A 16,792-nucleotide genomic window follows, 5' to 3' on the forward strand; every position below is an offset into this window, starting at 1 on the left:
GCAGGTCGGAGGTGGCCGGGTCGTGCGAGAAGTCGAGGCGACGGAACGGGACGAGGCGGTGGCGTCTCGCGATCGACAGCAGTTCGGTGAACCGGCGGCCGCGGGACCGGAGGGTGCCGGCGTCGGCCTCCTGCGAGCCGGACAGGTCGCTCAGTCGGGGTGGGTTGGGCACGTCGTCAGTCTGCTCCCCGCTGCTGGGTCCGCCGGGTGCGCCCGTTGTCGTGCACAGGCCGGGAGGCGCGGTCCGGCATCCACAGGTCGGCTCGCGTGTCGCGTCGGGTCGCGCCCACTGCCGCAGGCTTGCCCCATGGAGACAGCAATGGTCGCGGCGTGCATCGCCGCCGGAGCGGCGATCGTGGCGGCGGTCGTCAGCTGGTTCGGGGCGTTCCAGAGCCGTCGCTCCGCTGACCGCGACCAGGCGTGGAAGCGGTTGACGTGGGCGATGCGCCCCAAGGAGACGTCGGCGGAACACGACATTTCGAGGACTGTGCTCGAGCGCATGATGACCGTACGGTGGGCGTCGAAAGCCGACAAGAACCTCGCTCTGCGGGCACTCCGTCGACATCCACCGTTGCCCCCTGACGAGAAGGAACCATGATGCACCTGTTCGCACCGCTCCCCGACCGGCCGTCGTTCAAGGTCGACGGAACGGACGACGACGACGCCGAGCTCGCGGCGTGGTTGGAAGGTGCGACGGTCGCTGAGATGGCTGAGGCCGAACGGACAGGCGTCACCACCGTGTCGATGCACGTCAAGTGGTGGTGGCGACGGACGCGGCGGGTGTTGCGCTGACGCCGGGTCAGGCACCGCTGCCGTTGTAGCGCGCGGTGGCGCCCGACTCGACGAGGTCGCGGTAACGCTCGAGCGCCGTCTCGGCACCGGTGCCGTGCTCCTGGTGCACGTCGATCCCCCGAGCAACGAGCTGCTCGCGCCAGTCCCCCGGCACCGGTCCCTCGTCGAAGCCCGTGATCCGCTCGACCGTGGCTCCGTCAGCGGCGAACTCCAGCGCGGAGACCCCCGACCACAGCAGGGCGCCGAGGCACATCACGCACGGTTGGGCGTTCACGACGAGCACGCGCCGGTGGCCGACGTCACGGCCGAGGTTCCAGGCGCCCGTCCGAGCCTGTGCGAGTCCGAGGGTGACGACCTCGGCGTGCATCGACGACAGGTTGGTGTGCAGCACGAGGTTCACCCCGAGGGCGACGACCGCGCCGGTGTCCTCGTCGACGACGGCCGCCGCGAACGGGCCGCCGGTGCCCTCCTCGACGTTCCGTTCGGCGAGGGCGTTCACGAGCGCGAACCGCTCCGCGCGGGTGCCGAGGTGTTCCGGAGCAGCGGCCTGCGCGTCGCGGAGCCAGTCGGGGACGCCGACACGGAGCTCGGTCGGGAACGGGGCGAGGGCTGCTGCAGACATGCGGCGACGCTAACGGCGCATCGTTTCGACGGTGTTTCCCGATCGAAACGATGCCGAAACACCACGCCCGTAGCGTCGTCCACCACCGGCTCGAGCCGGTGAGAGAACGCGACACGAGCACGGGCGACAGGGGGCGACGATGACGGCACACCACGCGACCGCCGCGTCCCGCTGCTGGCCCCGCGGCGCCATCGCGCACGGACACTGACGTCCGTCCGTTCGTCCGTCTGACCGCCGCGCGCCGATCTGCCGGGCGGTCCACGTGCCCTGGAGCGCGCCGTCTCGCCGAGCGGCGCCGATCCGCGCACCCTGCTCCATGCCTCCCGGCCGCCCGCCGGAGGCACCCACCCACCTGCTGCACCGTCCCCTCCGAGAGGACCCCCGTGACCACGATCCACCTCGCAGTGTTCCTGTTCCCCGGCTACCACCTCGGCGCCTGGCGCCTGCCGGACGCCGTCCCCGAGCTCGACCTCGGCATCGACCACTACGTCCGCGCCGCCGAACTCGCCGAGGCAGCGAAGCTCGACGCCCTGTTCTTCGAGGACCAGGCCGCAGTCCGGCGCAGCAACGACATCCTGGCCGGCGACACCTACGGTGCGGCGAACCCCCGCTCGATCCACTTCGACCCGACCATGCTCCTGCCCGCCCTGGCGATGCGGACCACGCACCTGGGTCTCGCAGCGACCTCGACCACGACCTTCAACGACCCCTACAACCTCGCGCGGCGGTTCTCGACCCTCGACCACATCAGCAAGGGCCGCGCGGGGTGGAACCTCGTGACGTCCTTCAACGAGGACGAAGCCCAGAACTTCGGACTCGACGCCCACGTGCAGCACGCGGCGCGGTACGAGCGGGCGAGCGAGTTCGTCGACGTCGTCACCGGGCTCTGGGACTCGTGGGACCCGGACGCCATCGTGCGCGACAAGGAATCCGGCACCTACTTCGACATCGAGAAGATGCGGTTCCTGCAGCACGACGGCGAGCACTTCCGTGTGCGAGGACCGCTGACGACGGGTCGGAGTCCGCAGGGCCGGCCCGTCGTGTTCCAGGCGGGTGCGTCGGAGCCGGGCCGCGCACTCGCGGCGCGCACCGCCGACGTCGTCTTCACCCTGCAGTCCGACCCGGACGAGAGCCGTGCGTTCCGCGACGACATCCGAGCGCGCGCCGAACGGTTCGGCCGCGACCCCGACCACGTCAAGGTGCTCGTCGGCATGACCCCGATCGTCGGCGACACCGACCACGACGCACGCGACCTCGCCGACCGGATGATGGCGTTGATCCCGGACGACCTGGCACTGAGCAACCTGAAGCCCCTCGCCGGTGGCGTCGACTTCCGGCAGTTCGACCTCGACGCGCCCGTGCCGGATCTGCCCGAGTCGAACGCCGGCAAGTCACACCGTGCAGCGATCATGGCGGTGTCACGGCAACAGGGACTGTCCGTCATCGAGACCGCCCGGTACTTCGCCGAGGGCAGCTACCGGAAGATGATCGGGTCGCCGTCGACGATCGCCGACACCATGCAGGCGTGGTCCGAGGCCGGGGCGTGCGACGGGTTCCTGGCGGTGCCGACGCACTTCCCGGCCGGGGTCGAGGACTTCACCCAGAAGGTCGTGCCGGAGCTGCAGCGCCGCGGACTGCACCGGACCGAGTACACCGGACCGCACCTGCGCGACCACCTGGGCGTGCAGAAGTACTAGACGCCGACCTCTTGGTAGGCGGTGAACAGCAGGTGGTCCTCGGGGCCCTCGAGGATCACCGGCTTGCCGACACCGTCGAGGATGATGAACCGGAGCATGCCGGCACGGGCCTTCTTGTCGCGACGCATCGCGGCGAGGAGGCCCTGCCACCGGCCGATCCCGTACGACGTCGGCAGGTCCAGGGAGTCCAGGATCGCCCGGTGCCGGTCCACGGTCGCGTCGTCGAGGTGGCCCGTCAAGCGTGCGAGCTCGGCGGCGAACACCATGCCGACCGACACCGCAGCACCGTGCCGCCACTGGTACCGCTCCGCGTGCTCGATGGCGTGCCCGAGCGTGTGCCCGTAGTTCAGGATCTCGCGTCGTCCCTGCTCAGTGAAGTCGTCGGACACGACCTCGGCCTTCAGGGCGATGGCGAGTTCCACCACGCGGCGGAACTCCGGCGACGTCGGGTCGGTGACGCGGGCGACGTCGGCCTCGATGATGTCCAGGATCTCCGGCACGGCGATGAACCCGGCCTTCACGATCTCGGCGAAGCCGGTGAGGATCTCGTTGCGCGGCAGGGTGCGGACGAGGTCGAGGTCGGCGACCACCGCGCGGGGGGCGGAGAAGGAACCGACGAGGTTCTTGCCCTCGTTCGTGTTGATGCCGGTCTTCCCGCCCACGCTGGCGTCCACCATGCCGAGCACGCTCGTCGGCACCGACACGTACGGCACCCCGCGCAACCACGTCGCCGCGACGAAGCCAGCCAGGTCGGTGACGGCACCGCCGCCGAGGCCGATGACGGCGTCGGTGCGGGTGAAGTCGGACTGGCCCATGATCTGCCAGCAGAACGACGCGACCTCGATGCGCTTGGCGGCCTCGGCGTCCGGCACCTCGGCGATGAGGGCTTCGAGGCCGGCGTCGACGAGCAGGTCACGCAGGTCGTTCGCCCGCGCACCGAGGGTCGGGGCGTGCACGATGAGGACCTTGGCGACGCGGGGGCCGAGGATCGCGAGCAGCGAGCCGAGCAGGCCCGAGCCGACCGCCACCACGTAGCCGTCGTCACCGCCGACGCGGATCTCGGTGGTGCCTGCGGGCAGGATCGGGTCGGTCACGGTGCTCCTTCGGTGGTGGTGCTGGTGTCGTCGCGTCGGCTGGCGCTGCTGTCGCCGCTGGCGCTGCTGGCGCTGCTGTCGCCGCTGGCACTGCTGTCGCTCCGCAGCCAGGTCACGACCTCGTCGACCACCCGGGACATCGGACGGCGCGAGGTGTCGACGACGACGTGCGCGAGCTCGGCGTAGGTCGCCGCACGCTCGTCCATGATCGTCTGCCAGGCGTCGATGCCGCCGTTCGCGAGCAGGGGCCGGTCCGAGCCGGCGATCCGCTCGGCGACGGCCTCGGGCGAGACGGTGAGCAGGACGATGCGGGCGCCGGACAGTGCCTCGCGGGTGGCGGCGTGCGTCACCGCTCCGCCGCCGACGGCGATGACGCCCCCGGTACCGAGGGCGGTCCGGACGGCGTCGGCCTCGAGTGCACGGAAGGCCGGCTCACCGCGGTCGGAGAAGATGCCGGGGATCGGGCCGTGCTCGCGGACGATGACCCGGTCGGTGTCCGTGAACGGCACGCCCAGCGCCTTCGCGACGCGCTTGCCGACGCTGGACTTGCCGGCGCCCATCGGGCCGATCACGACGACGGGCGCAGCCGGACCTCGTGCGGCGCCACCGGACGAGGCGCCGCCGCCGGACGGGACGCCCCCGGGCGCGGCGCCGCCGCCGTTCGTGCTCACGACGCGTCGGCCGGTGCCGCCGGCTCCGTCCGACGAGTGCGGAGCGTCTCCGGGATCGACGCGAGGTAGGCGTCGAGGTTGCGCTTGGTCTCGACGACGTTGTCGCCGCCGAACTTCTCGAGCACGGCGTCGGCGAGCACGAGCGCCACCATCGCCTCGGCCACGACCCCGGCGGCCGGGACCGCGCAGACGTCGGACCGCTGGTGGTGCGCCGAGGCGTCCTCGCCCGAGACGACGTCGACGGTGTGCAGCGCGTGCGGCACGGTCGCGATCGGCTTCATGCCGGCACGGACGCGCAGGACGGTGCCCGTGGACATGCCGCCCTCGGTGCCGCCGGCGCGGTCGCTCGTCCGGTAGATCTCGCCGTCCTCGCGGTAGAGCTCGTCGTGGGCCGCGGAGCCGCGACGGCCCGCGGTCGCGAAGCCGTCGCCGACCTCGACGCCCTTGATCGCCTGGATGCCCATGATCGCCGCGGCCAGACGGGCGTCGAGCCGACGGTCCCACTGCACGTGCGAACCGAGCCCCGGCGGGACGCCGTAGAACAGCACCTCGACGACGCCGCCCAGGGTGTCGCCGTCCTTCTTCGCGGCCTCGACCTCGGTCACCATGCGCGCCGAGGTGTCGGCGTCGAAGCAGCGCAACTGGTCGTCGTCGAGACGGTCGACGTCGTCGGGCAGCGGGAGATCGGTGCCGTCCGGCACGCGGACCGTGCCGACCTGCAGGGTGTGCGCGACCGACCGCATGCCGAGTTCGGCGAGGAAGGACTTCGCGACGGCGCCGAGCGCGACGCGGGCCGCGGTCTCACGGGCACTCGCGCGCTCGAGGATCGGGCGGGCCTCGTCGAAGCCGTACTTCTGCATGCCGACCAGGTCGGCGTGGCCCGGACGGGGGCGGGTCAGCGGGGCGCTGCGGCCACGCGACATCTCGGTGGACTCGACCGGCTCGGGGTTCATGACCTCGACCCACTTCGGCCACTCGGTGTTGCCGATCCGGATCGCGATCGGGCTGCCGAGCGAGAACCCGTGCCGGACACCGCCGGACACGTGCAGCTCGTCCTGTTCGAACTTCATGCGCGAGCCACGGCCGTAGCCGAGCTTGCGGCGCGCGAGATCGGTACGGATGGACTCGAACGACACCGGGACACCCGCGGGCAGGCCCTCGAGCATCGCGATCAGTTCGGGTCCGTGGGACTCACCAGCAGTCAACCAACGAAGCATGGAGCAATCCTCCCACAGCGCACCGCCGTGCGACGTCGCCGCCCTACTGGTAGTCGGGGTGTGCCCGGAGCCACGCCTGGAACTGCTTCACCGCGACGAGGTGCTCGTCGTAGGTGTTCGAGAACACCGTCTCGCCGGTCTCCAGGTTCACCGTCACGAAGTACAGCCAGTTGCCCGGGGCCTCGTTCGTCACGGCCTTGATCGCGATGTCCCCGGGGTTCGAGATCGGTGCCGGCGGCAGCCCCTCGTGCACGTACGTGTTGTACGCGTTCGACTCGTCGGCACGCTCGGCGTCGGTCGTCGTCACGGTGTGGGTGTTGCCCGTGCCGTAGGCCACGGTGGCGTCGGACTGCAGGCGCATGCCCTGGTCGAGCCGGTTCTGGAACACCCGCGCGACCTTCGGGTAGTCGGCGGCGAGGCCGGCTTCCTTCTGCACGAGCGACGCGAACACGATGACGTGCTCCTGATCGGCCTCGGCGACACCCGCTGCGGACAGGCGCTCCTTCATCGTGTCGACCATCGACTTGAAGTACTGTTCCGCCGTCCACCCCGGGTTGATCGGGTACGTCGCGGGGAACAGCCAGCCCTCGAGCGTGGTGACGCCGGACGGCAGGTCGTAGGCGGACAGGTCCTTCGCTGCCGCGTCCACCTCGGCCTTGGTCAGTCCGGCCTTCGAGACCATGCCGGCCTCGATGTCGGCCAGCGCGGTGCCCTCGGGGATCACGATCGAGGCCTGGACGCGGTTCTTCTCGTCCTGCAGCGCGGCCAGCGCCGACTTCGAGCTCATCTGCTTCTTCAGCGAGTACGAACCCGGCTGGAACTGCACGTCGGGTGACGCCAGCAGCAGCTTGTAGAAGACCTTCGAGTCCTTCACGACGCCGCTGCGCTGCAGCGTCGCAGCGACGTTCTCGCCGATGTCGCCCTGCTTGATGGTGATGGTCACCTTGGCCTTGCCGGTGCCCGTGTAGTCGTCCGGCTCCTGCGAGCCGCTGACCGCGGCGACGATCTGCTGGATCTTCGGGGCGGCGAACGCGTACGCGCTCACCCCGCCGGCGAGGACCACGGCGACGATCACGATGCCGGCGATGAGCGGCCCGCGACGGCGCTTCGGGCGCGGTTCGCGCGGCGGCCTGGAGGCTCCCCCGCGTCCGCCACGGCCACCACGTCCGCCGCCTCCCGCGGCTCCACCGCCACCGGTGCGTCCGGCGTCGTCGGTACCGTCGGGCGCGTCGGACCCGGCTCCGCCGGCGGCGGGCGCCGAGGGCACCTCGCCGGTCAGGAGCGCGGCGACCTCGGGATGGAGTTCCGGGGCCGCCTGCTGCGGTCGCACGGGCTCCGGCTCCGGCTGCTCGCGCGGAGCGGTCGAGTCGCGTTCCGCTTCGAGCGCCCGAGCCTCGCGACGGGACATCGGACGCTCCGGCCGCGGGGTCACCCGCGCGGAGTCGTCACGGTCATCGGTACCTGCTGCGCGGTCGGAAGTGGTCTTCCGCCGCTCGGCTTCGTTGCCGGGCGCGATGATCGCGTTCCAGTCCAGATCGTCTGCCAACGGTTCTCGGTCTCTCGGTCGGGAACTCCGCCTGGGCACCGTCGTCCTCGGGTGACGGAAGGGCAGCCGGGTCGCGGTGGGTCGCCCTGTCAGGGAAGCGTGGTGCCCGGAGGGGCACCGGCACTGCGTTCGTGGTCGAGCGCGTGTTGCAGAATGATAACAGCGGCCGCTTGGTCGATCACGGACCGCGACTTCTTGGTGTTCTTGCCGGCCTGGTGCAGTCCGCGTTGCGCGGTCACCGTGGACAGCCGTTCGTCGACCAGCCGGACCGGGCGGCGCTCGGCGATCCGGGCCGCGAACGCCCGGGCGTCGTCCGTCGACGGGGTGTCGCCGCCGGACATCGACAGGGGCAGTCCGACGACGAGCTCGAGCACGTCGTACTCGTCCGCGATCTCGAGGATCCGACGCAGGTCGGTCGAGTCGTCGCGGCGCACGGTCTCGACCGGCGTCGCCAGCAACCCGTCGCGGTCGCACACGGCGATCCCGATCCGGGCACGGCCGACGTCCACGCCGAGCCGCCGCCCGGACCGGATCGCCATGATCAGCCCGCGATCCGAGCGCTCACGGCGCGGAGCGCAGCCGGGAGCGCCGCCGGGTCGGTGCCGCCACCCTGGGCCAGGTCCGGCTTGCCGCCGCCGCCGCCACCGAGCACACCGGCGGCCTCCTTGGCGAGCGGACCAGCCTGGACGCCCGCGGAGCGCGCCGCGTCGTTGGTCGCGACGATCACGATCGGCTTCCCGCTCACCACGGCACCGAGCACGACGACGGCAGCGCCGTCACCGAGCTGTGCGCGGACCCCGGTCGCCAGCGAGCGCAGGTCGTCGCCGGACTGCAGGCCGTCGACGGTCTCGGCCACGACGGTGGTCGTGCCGACGGTCGTCGCGGTCCGGGCGATCGACGGGACCCGCTGCTGCAGGTTCGCCGACTCGAACTCGGCGATCCGCTTCTGCGCGGTGCGGAGGTCCTCCATGAGCGACTGCACGCGCGTCGGCAGGTCGGCACGGGGCGCCTTCAGCGCGCTGGAGAGCTGCGAGACGATCGTCCGCTCGACCGCGAGGTCACGGAAGCCCTCGAGCCCGACGAGTGCTTCGACACGACGGTTGGTCGACCCGACGCTCGACTCCCCCACCAGGTTGACGAGTCCGATCTGGGCACTGGACGCGACGTGCGTCCCACCGCAGAGCTCGCGTGACCACGGACCGCCGATGTCGACCATGCGGACCTCGGCGCCGTACTTCTCACCGAAGAGCGCCTGCGCACCGAGCGCCTTGGCCTCGTCGATCGGCATGATGCGGGTCGAGACCTCGAGGTCGGTGCGGATCGCGGTGTTGACGACCTCCTCGATCTCGGAACGGGTCGCGAGCGAGATCGGCTGCGACCACGAGAAGTCGAGGCGCATGTAGCCGGACTTGTTGTACGAACCCGCCTGCAGCGCCTCGGGGCCGAGGATGTCGCGGAGCGCGGCGTTCACCAGGTGCGTCGCGGAGTGCGCCTGCGTGGCGCCGCGGCGGTACTCGGCGTCGACCACGGTGCTCGCCGCGTCGCCCACACCGACCTCGCCGGAGCGGACCTGGACGGTGTGGCTCCAGAGGCCGGCGACGGGACGCTGGACGTCGAGGACCTCGAGGTCGAAGCCGTTGCCGACGATCGATCCCTGGTCGGCGTCCTGACCACCCGACTCGGCGTACAGCGACGTCTCGCCGAGGATGACCTCGGCGATGTCGCCCGCCACGGCCCGGTCGACGCTGACGCCGCCGACGATGATGCCGAGCACGTTCGTCTCGGCCTCGAGCGCGTCGTAGCCGAGGAAGACCGTCTCGCCCTTCGCCCGGAACGCGCTGTACACGCTCAGGTCGGCGATCGCGGTCTTCTTGCTCTTCGCGTCGGCCTTCGCCCGGGCACGCTGCTCGGACATCAGGGTCTCGAACGCGGTCCGGTCGACGTGGACCCCGGCCTCTTCGGCCATCTCCATCGTCAGGTCGATCGGGAACCCGAAGGTGTCGTGCAGCAGGAACGCGGTGTCCCCGCCGATGGACGGCGCACCGTCCTGCTTCGCGCGCTCGACGGCGACGTCGAGGATCGTCGTGCCCTGCGCGAGCGTGCGGAGGAACGTCTCCTCTTCCGCGTAGGCGATCCGCGCGATGCGGTCGTAGTCGGAGGCGACCTCGGGGTAGGCGTCGCGCATCGCGTCGCGGGACGCCGGGAACAGCTCCGGGAACGTCGCGGTCTCGACCCCGAGCAGGCGCATCGCACGGACCGTGCGACGCAGCAGCCGACGCAGGATGTACCCGCGGCCCTCGTTCGACGGGCTGACACCGTCGGCGATGAGCATGAGCGCGGAGCGCACGTGGTCCGCGATGACCCGCATGCGGACGTCGTCCTCGTGCACGGCGCCGTAGCGGCGGCCGGAGATCTCGGACGCGCGGTCGAGGACCGGGCGGACCTGGTCGATCTCGTACATGTTGTCGACGCCCTGCTTGATGAAGGCGACGCGCTCGAGCCCCATGCCGGTGTCGATGTTCTTGTTCGGCAGCTCGCCGGTGATCTCGAAGTCGTACTTCGAGCGGACGTCCGCGATCTGGTACTGCATGAACACGAGGTTCCAGATCTCGACGTACCGGTCGTCGTCGGTGGCCGGGCCGCCGTCGATGCCGTACTCGGGCCCGCGGTCGAAGAAGATCTCGGAGCAGGGACCGGCCGGTCCGGGCTGGCCGGTGGACCAGTAGTTCGTGTCCTTGCCGAGGCGCTGGATGCGCTCCTCGGGCAGGGAGGAGTGCTGCTTCCAGAACGCGATCGCCTCGTCGTCGTCCTCGTAGACCGTGACCCAGAGGTCGTCGGGCGAGAAGCCGAGCCCGCCGTCGGACTCCGGGTTGGTCAGGAACTCCCAGGCGAACTGGATCGCCTGCTCCTTGAAGTAGTCGCCGAACGAGAAGTTGCCGTTCATCTGGAAGAACGTGCCGTGGCGAGGGTCTTGCCGACCTCTTCGATGTCGTTCGTGCGGATGCACTTCTGCACGCTCGTGGCACGGGGGTACGGCGCGGGGACGAGCCCGGTCAGGTACGGGATGAACGGCACCATGCCGGCGACCGTGAAGAGGAGCGACGGGTCGTCGGAGACGAGGGACGCGGACGGGACGACGGTGTGGCCGCGGTCACCGAAGTACTGGAGCCAACGGCGGCGGATCTCTGCGGTCTGCATGGTGCTTCCTGGGTTCAGGTCGGGGGTGGGAGGTGGAGGCGGGACGACGGTGCGGCCGGACCGCGGTGGAGCTCGACGACTCAGACGTCGGTGCGGAGCTCGGCCCCGCGGGACCGGTACCCGTCGGCGACCGCGCCCGTGAAGGCCTTCGTGCTCGCGTCGACGACGGCGAAGAGCCGTGCGCCTCCGGGGGTCCTGGCGACCTGGTGCGCCACGGCGAACCCGATGACGACGCCGACCGCGACGAAGAACAGCTGCTTCACGGTGCCTCTCCCTCTGTGCACCCTGGCGGTGCATGCCCGGACAAGCTTAGCCGCCGGGCACTTCGGGGCCGGAACGCCGAACGGCGGGCCGTCCTCGGAGGACGACCCGCCGTTCGGGGGTGATCAGTGGATCAGCGAGCTGCGTAGTACTCGACGACGAGCTGCACTTCACAGGTCACGGGGACCTCGGCGCGCTTCGGGCGACGCACGAGGCGGGCCTGGAGCTTGTCGATCTCGACCTCGAGGTAACCCGGGACCTTCGGCAGCACTTCCTGGTGGCCACCGGCAGCGGCGACCTGGAAGGGCTCCATCGACTCGGACTTCGGCTTGACGTGGATCAGCTGGCCCTCCTTGACGCGGAATGAGGGGCGGTCCACGAGCTTGCCGTCGACCAGCAGGTGACGGTGCACGATCAGCTGACGGGCCTGCGCGGTGGTGCGGGCGAAGCCGGCACGGACCACGAGGGCGTCGAGGCGCTGCTCGAGGAGCTCGACCAGGTTCTCACCGGTCAGGCCCTTCGTCTTGCGGGCCTCTTCGAAGACGATGCGGAGCTGCTTCTCGCGGATGCCGTACTGGGCGCGCAGACGCTGCTTCTCACGGAGGCGGACGGCGTAGTCGCTGTCCGCACGACGGCGCGTACGGCCGTGCTCACCGGGGCCGTAGGGGCGCTTCTCGAGGTAACGGGCGGCCTTCGGCGTCAGCGGGATGCCGAGTGCGCGCGACAGGCGGGTCTTGCTGCGGGTACGTGACTTGGTAGACACAGGGTCCTTTTCTCTGTTCGAACTGAATACTCACCGGAGGCCGGGCACGCGAGTGCCCGTGGCTCCGACGACGGGATCCAGAGGGATGAGCCTGTGGGATCGGACGGCTACAGTCCGAACCTCTGCCCCCGTACCACCGGAGTGGCACTCTGTCCTCAACGCAGCCGTGCTCGAGGACCAGGACGTAGGCCCGGCAATGCTAGCAGGAACTCGACGTGCCTTCCTACTGCCCGCGGGTGATCTTCCGGAGTCGTTCGAGCCGCGGACCGACCTCGCGCTCGTAGCCGTTCGCCGTCGGGGTGTAGTACTCGGTGCCCTCGAGCGCATCGGGCAGGTACTGCTGCTCGGCGACCCCGTGCTCGGCGTCGTGCGAGTAGACGTAGCCCTTGCCGTGGCCGAGTCGCTTCGCCCCGGCGTAGTGCGCGTCGCGCAGGTGCATCGGCACGGTGCCCATCCGGCCGGCCTTGACGTCCGCCATCGCCGCGTTCACACCGTTGTAGGCGGCGTTCGACTTCGGTGCGGTCGCCAGGTACACGACGGCCTCGGCCAGGGGGATGCGGCCCTCTGGCATGCCGATGAGCTGCACGGCCTGGGCCGCCGCGACGGCGATGGGCAGCGCCTGCGGGTCCGCCATGCCGATGTCCTCGGACGCCGAGATGATGATCCGGCGCGCGATGAACCGGGAGTCCTCGCCCGCCTCGATCATCCGCGCGAGGTAGTGCAGCGCGGCGTCGACGTCGCTCCCCCGCACCGACTTGATGAAGGCGCTGATGACGTCGTAGTGCTCGTCGCCCTGTCGGTCGTACCGCAGCAGTGCACGGTCGACGGCCGCGGCGACGGTGTCCGCGTCGACCACCGGCACGGTGTCGTCGTCGTCGTCCTGGGCCGCGGCAGCCGAGGCAGCAGCAGCTTCGAGCGCCGTGAGGGCACGTCGGGCGTCACCGGAGGCCAACCGGACGATGGCCCCACGTGCCTCGTCACCGAGGACGACCGCGCCACCGAGGCCGCGGGGGTCCTCCACCGCACGGTCGACGAGCATGCCGAGGTCGGCGTCGGTGAGCGGCTTGAGCGTCAGGAGCAGGGACCGGGACAGCAGCGGCGAGATGACCGAGAACGACGGGTTCTCGGTGGTGGCCGCGATGAGGATCACCCACCCGTTCTCGACACCGGGCAGCAGGGCGTCCTGCTGGGCCTTGCTGAACCGGTGGATCTCGTCGAGGAACAGCACCGTCGTGGACCCGTAGAGATCGCGGTGGGTGAGGGCCTTCTCCATGACCTCGCGCACGTCCTTGACGCCGGCGGTCACCGCGGAGAGCTCGACGAACTCGCGTCCGGACTGTCGCGCGATGGCCTGCGCCAACGTGGTCTTGCCGGTGCCGGGAGGACCCCAGAGGATGACCGACACACCGCCCGGGTTGTCGCGGGTGCCGGTGGCGAGCTGCACGAGCGGTGACCCACGGCCGAGCAGGTGCTGCTGGCCGGCGACCTCGTCGAGGCTGGTCGGGCGCATCCGCACCGCGAGCGGGACGGAGCCCTGCGCGAGACCGGCGCGACCGCCCGTCGTGGGCGCACGCATGCTCGAACGGTCCGCTGCCATGCACCAATCGTAGGCCGACCCACTGACAGCCCCGCGCCTCCCAGGCCGTTGATGGTGACGACTCGGATACGCTCGTTCCACACTGCGACGAGAGGGCAGAACAGCACCGTGGCACCGAAGAACCCAGCGCGCGACAACCGCGAGGCGCGCGAGCGCCTCCGTCTCTACCAGGCCCGCCAGGGACTCCACGACCGGCAGCGCCGCCGACGGGTGCGCGACAACCTGGTCGGCGCCGGTGCCCTCGTGCTGGTCGCCGCCCTGGCCACCGGGTCACAGCTCGCCTTCGCGGGCTCGCAGGGGAACGGGTCGGCGGACGCCAGCGCGAGCGCCACCGCCACACCGACGCCCTCGGCCAGCGCCACGGCGGCGAACACGGGCGACGTGCCGAGCAAGGAGATCGCCAAGGGCGCGACCTGGACGGGCTCGCTGACGCTCAACAAGTCGATCGACCTCGGCATCGAACTGGACGGCGCGAAGGCCCCGCAGGCCGCGAGCGTCGAGATCTCGTTGATCAAGGAGCAGTTCTACAACGGCACCACCTGCCACCGGCTGGCCGACAGCGACGGGCTGAAGTTCCTGCAGTGCGGTTCGGCGAACGGCGACGGCACGGGCGACGCCGGGTTCGAGTACGGCCCGCTCGAGAACGTCCCGAGCGACGGGGTCTACGACGAGGGCACCATCGCGATCGCGCGATCGACGTCGCCGTACTCGCAGTCGACCCAGTTCTTCATCGTCTACGGCGACACCACGCTCGACGGCTCCACGGGCGGCTACACGGTCGTCGGGAAGGTCACGAGCGGCCTGTCCGAACTCGAGTCGAAGATCGCCGCGAAGGGCATCTCGTCGCCCGGCCAGGACGGCACCGGTGAGCCGAAGGTGGCGACGACGATCACCTCCGCGACCATCGCCCAGGACAAGTAGTCCACAAGCCGTTGCGTCCGGCGGGCCGCGGAGCCCGTCCGTGCAATAGGCTGACGACCTGACCGTGCCGACGGTGACGTCGGCGATGCACGACCACGATCGAGGCGAGACCTGTGGGATCTGACGAAGCAACGACCTGGGGGCGGGTCGACGAGAACGGGACCGTGTACGTCCGGTACGAAGAGACCGAACGTGCTGTCGGTGAGTACCCGGACGCCACCCCCGAAGAAGCCCTCGCCTACTTCGCGCGGAAGTACGCCGACCTCGAGGGGCAGGTGAAGATCGCCGAGCAGCGCGTCCAGCGTGGTGCGTCGGCGAACGACGTCGCCCGGACGGTCGAGCACCTGACGACCCTGGTGGCCGAAGCCCGCGTGGTCGGTGACATCAAGTCGCTCGAGACCCGTGTGGGCGCACTCACCGAGCAGCTCGGCTCGCTCACCAAGGAGCAGGCAGAGCAGGCACAGCAGGCGCTGAACGACGCCCTCGCGCACCGTGCGGCGCTGGTCGAAGAGGCCGAGGCACTCGCGGCGGTCGACCCGGCACGCGCACAGTGGAAGCAGATCACCGCGCAGCTCGACGACGTGTTCGCCCGCTGGCAGCAGCACCAGCACGACGGCCCGCGCATCCCCAAGAACGAGGCCAACGAGCTCTGGAAGCGGTTCCGCGCAGCGCGCTCCACCGTCGACCAGCACCGTCGCGCGTTCTACTCGGAGCTGGACGCACAGCACCGCGATGCCCGCACCCGCAAGCAGGAGCTCGTGTCGCAGGCCGAGGCACTGCCTCGCGCGGGTCCGACGCGATCCCGGACTACCGCCAGCTCCTCGACGACTGGAAGAACGCCGGGCGCGCCGGCAAGCGCCACGACGACGCCCTCTGGGCGCGGTTCAAGGCCGCCGGCGACGTGCTGTTCGAGCAGCGCCACGCCGAGAGCGCAGCCGAGGACGAAGAGTTCTCCGGCAACCTCGAGGCGAAGCAGGCCCTGCTCACCGAGGCCGAGCCGCTGCTCAAGGCCACCGACCGGGTGGCGGCGCGCAAGACCCTGACCGGCATCCAGCGCCGCTGGGACGAGGTCGGCAAGGTCCCCCGCGGGGACGTCCGTCGCATCGAGGACCGCCTGCGTGCGATCGAGGACCACGTGCGTGGCCTCGAAGACGCGCACTGGAAGGAGTCCAACCCGGAGCGCAAGGCCCGGCAGACCGGACTCGCGAGCCAGCTCGAGGACGCCATCGGCAAGCTCGAGTCCGAGCTCGCCGACGCGCAGGCCTCCGGCGACGCCCGCAAGATCAAGGACGCCCAGGAAGCGCTCGACGCCCGCAAGATCTGGCTCGACGCCCTCGGCAGCTAGCCACCGCACACGACGACGCCCCCGTGACCGATCGGTCACGGGGCGTCGTCGTGAGGCGTCGTGTGGCGCCGTCTGCTGGCGTCCGGTGTGGCGCCGCCGTTCAGACCGGCGTGGGCAGGCCCAGCAGCAACCGGATGTCGAGGTCGTCCTGCCGCATCTGCGTGGCGAGCTCGTCCATCGAGTCGAACTTCACCATGCCGCGGACGTAGGAGACGAACAGCACCGAGATGCGGTCGCCGTACAGATCGAGGTCGACGTCGAGCAGGTGCGCCTCGATCTGCTTGGCGGGCACGCCCTCGAACGTCGGGTTGTTGCCGACCGAGACGGCCGCCGGGTACACCGTGCCGTCGTGCAGCACCCGCGCGGCGTAGACGCCGTCGGCCGGTGCGAACCCCTCGAACGCCGGGTCGAGGTTCGCTGTCGGGTACCCCATGGCGCGCCCGCGCTGGTTGCCGTGCACGACCGTGCTGCGGACCGCGTGCTCACGCCCGAGCAGCCGGGCGGCCTCGGCCACCCGCCCGTCGCCGAGCAGTTCGCGGATCCAGGTCGACGAGACGCGTCGTTCGCCGTCGGGGCGGACGTCGTCCACCAGGTCGACGTCGTCGATGAGCTCGACCGTGAAGCCGTGCTGCTCGCCCAGGGTGCGGAGCAGCGCGACGTCGCCGGCACCCTTCGCCCCGAAGCGGAAGTCGCTGCCGACGAAGACGAGCCGGGCGTGCAGGGTGTCGACGAGGATCTCGGACACGAACACCTCGGGCGACTTCGACTGCAGTTCCTCGTCGAAGCGCAGCAGCAGGGTGGCGTCGACCCCGGCGTCGTCGAGGAGCTCGCGCCGCTGCGCGGTGCTCGTGAGTGCCGGCGGGACGTGCTCCGGGTCGATGACGTTGAGGGGGTGCCGGTCGAACGTCACCACGGTGGCGACCAGGCCCTGTTCGTGGGCGGCGCGCTCCAGGTGCGCGATCACCGCGCGGTGTCCGACGTGCACGCCGTCGAACTTGCCGATCGTGACGGCGCTCGGACCGAAGCCCTCGGCCACGTCGGCGATGTCGTCGTAGAACTGCACGGCTG

The 16,792-nt window shown here is 70.7% G+C and carries 15 protein-coding genes and 2 pseudogenes; 6 read left to right on the top strand and 11 right to left on the bottom strand.

Features of this window, described 5'->3' with window-relative positions; all coding sequences use genetic code 11:
- Positions 1-307: 307 nt before the first annotated feature.
- Positions 308-598, top strand: coding sequence for a hypothetical protein (locus tag ACZZ0J_RS03690; RefSeq protein WP_463434920.1), 291 nt, complete (start codon positions 308-310; stop codon positions 596-598).
- Complete coding sequence (locus ACZZ0J_RS03695; RefSeq protein ID WP_194647846.1) at positions 598-792, top strand: hypothetical protein; 195 nt, start codon at positions 598-600, stop codon at positions 790-792. The genes ACZZ0J_RS03690 and ACZZ0J_RS03695 overlap by 1 nt, the downstream gene beginning before the upstream one ends.
- Positions 793-799: 7 nt before the next feature.
- On the opposite strand, the gene ACZZ0J_RS03700 is transcribed toward ACZZ0J_RS03695, so the two are convergent.
- Complete coding sequence (locus tag ACZZ0J_RS03700) at positions 800-1,414, bottom strand: deaminase (protein ID WP_123937792.1); 615 nt, start codon at positions 1,412-1,414, stop codon at positions 800-802.
- A 383-nt stretch (positions 1,415-1,797) separates the two neighbouring features.
- On the opposite strand from ACZZ0J_RS03700, the gene ACZZ0J_RS03705 reads away from it, so the two are divergent.
- Entirely contained in the window at positions 1,798-3,111 is a 1,314-nt protein-coding gene (locus ACZZ0J_RS03705) for an LLM class flavin-dependent oxidoreductase (RefSeq protein WP_194647847.1), read from the top strand.
- Here ACZZ0J_RS03705 and aroB read toward each other — a convergent pair.
- The 9 genes and pseudogenes from aroB to ACZZ0J_RS03750 form a co-directional block, all read right to left on the bottom strand.
- Positions 3,108-4,205 carry a 3-dehydroquinate synthase gene (aroB, locus tag ACZZ0J_RS03710; protein WP_463434924.1) on the bottom strand — a complete coding sequence of 366 codons (1,098 nt, stop codon included), beginning with the start codon at positions 4,203-4,205 and terminating at the stop codon, positions 3,108-3,110. The two genes, ACZZ0J_RS03705 and aroB, sit on opposite strands and share 4 nt — an antisense overlap.
- Positions 4,202-4,876: a shikimate kinase gene (locus ACZZ0J_RS03715; RefSeq protein WP_463434926.1), complete on the bottom strand. Its 675-nt coding sequence runs from the start codon at positions 4,874-4,876 to the stop codon at positions 4,202-4,204. The genes aroB and ACZZ0J_RS03715 overlap by 4 nt, the downstream gene beginning before the upstream one ends.
- Positions 4,873-6,093: a chorismate synthase gene (gene aroC, locus ACZZ0J_RS03720; RefSeq protein ID WP_123294309.1), complete on the bottom strand. Its 1,221-nt coding sequence runs from the start codon at positions 6,091-6,093 to the stop codon at positions 4,873-4,875. Before aroC ends, ACZZ0J_RS03715 begins: the two co-directional genes overlap by 4 nt.
- A gap of 43 nt (positions 6,094-6,136) precedes the next feature.
- The gene (mltG, locus tag ACZZ0J_RS03725) at positions 6,137-7,639 is read right to left on the bottom strand and encodes an endolytic transglycosylase MltG (protein WP_228510019.1); all 1,503 of its coding nucleotides are present in this window, start codon (positions 7,637-7,639) and stop codon (positions 6,137-6,139) included.
- Between the two features lie 89 nt (positions 7,640-7,728).
- The gene (gene ruvX, locus ACZZ0J_RS03730) at positions 7,729-8,178 is read right to left on the bottom strand and encodes a Holliday junction resolvase RuvX (RefSeq protein WP_333925893.1); all 450 of its coding nucleotides are present in this window, start codon (positions 8,176-8,178) and stop codon (positions 7,729-7,731) included.
- Positions 8,179-8,180: 2 nt separating this feature from the next.
- Positions 8,181-10,837, bottom strand: a pseudogene (gene alaS, locus ACZZ0J_RS03735) (alanine--tRNA ligase).
- Between the two features lie 80 nt (positions 10,838-10,917).
- Complete coding sequence (locus tag ACZZ0J_RS03740; RefSeq protein WP_111083901.1) at positions 10,918-11,100, bottom strand: hypothetical protein; 183 nt, start codon at positions 11,098-11,100, stop codon at positions 10,918-10,920.
- Positions 11,101-11,231: 131 nt separating this feature from the next.
- A complete protein-coding gene (gene rpsD / locus ACZZ0J_RS03745) occupies positions 11,232-11,861 on the bottom strand; it encodes a 30S ribosomal protein S4 (protein ID WP_111083900.1) in 630 nt (209 codons plus the stop codon).
- Between the two features lie 223 nt (positions 11,862-12,084).
- The gene (locus ACZZ0J_RS03750; RefSeq protein ID WP_194648014.1) at positions 12,085-13,437 is read right to left on the bottom strand and encodes a replication-associated recombination protein A; all 1,353 of its coding nucleotides are present in this window, start codon (positions 13,435-13,437) and stop codon (positions 12,085-12,087) included.
- 129 nt (positions 13,438-13,566) lie between these two features.
- Between ACZZ0J_RS03750 and ACZZ0J_RS03755 the strand changes: the two genes are divergently transcribed.
- The 3 genes and pseudogenes from ACZZ0J_RS03755 (at position 13,567) to ACZZ0J_RS03765 (ending at position 15,724) form a co-directional block, all read left to right on the top strand.
- Positions 13,567-14,379: a peptidylprolyl isomerase gene (locus tag ACZZ0J_RS03755; protein WP_463434933.1), complete on the top strand. Its 813-nt coding sequence runs from the start codon at positions 13,567-13,569 to the stop codon at positions 14,377-14,379.
- Between the two features lie 404 nt (positions 14,380-14,783).
- Positions 14,784-15,098, top strand: a pseudogene (locus ACZZ0J_RS03760) (DUF349 domain-containing protein); the annotation flags it as partial.
- 182 nt (positions 15,099-15,280) lie between these two features.
- Positions 15,281-15,724 carry a DUF349 domain-containing protein gene (locus ACZZ0J_RS03765; protein WP_463434935.1) on the top strand — a complete coding sequence of 148 codons (444 nt, stop codon included), beginning with the start codon at positions 15,281-15,283 and terminating at the stop codon, positions 15,722-15,724.
- A gap of 100 nt (positions 15,725-15,824) precedes the next feature.
- Here ACZZ0J_RS03765 and ACZZ0J_RS03770 read toward each other — a convergent pair whose 3' ends face one another.
- Positions 15,825-16,787, bottom strand: a complete 963-nt coding sequence (locus ACZZ0J_RS03770; protein WP_463434937.1) for a bifunctional riboflavin kinase/FAD synthetase — start codon at positions 16,785-16,787, stop codon at positions 15,825-15,827.
- Positions 16,788-16,792 lie beyond the last annotated feature (5 nt).

This window comes from Curtobacterium sp. AC272, assembly GCF_979258155.1.

Excerpts from the sequence above, each read along its gene's own strand:
- ACZZ0J_RS03690 (WP_463434920.1), top strand. The coding sequence starts at position 308 with ATGGAGACAGCAATGGTCGCGGCGTGCATCGCCGCCGGAGCGGCGATC.
- ACZZ0J_RS03695 (WP_194647846.1), top strand. The coding sequence starts at position 598 with ATGCACCTGTTCGCACCGCTCCCCGACCGGCCGTCGTTCAAGGTCGAC.
- ACZZ0J_RS03700 (WP_123937792.1), bottom strand. The coding sequence starts at position 1,414 with ATGTCTGCAGCAGCCCTCGCCCCGTTCCCGACCGAGCTCCGTGTCGGC.
- aroC (WP_123294309.1), bottom strand. The coding sequence starts at position 6,093 with ATGCTTCGTTGGTTGACTGCTGGTGAGTCCCACGGACCCGAACTGATC.
- ruvX (WP_333925893.1), bottom strand. The coding sequence starts at position 8,178 with ATGGCGATCCGGTCCGGGCGGCGGCTCGGCGTGGACGTCGGCCGTGCC.
- ACZZ0J_RS03750 (WP_194648014.1), bottom strand. The coding sequence starts at position 13,437 with ATGCGTGCGCCCACGACGGGCGGTCGCGCCGGTCTCGCGCAGGGCTCC.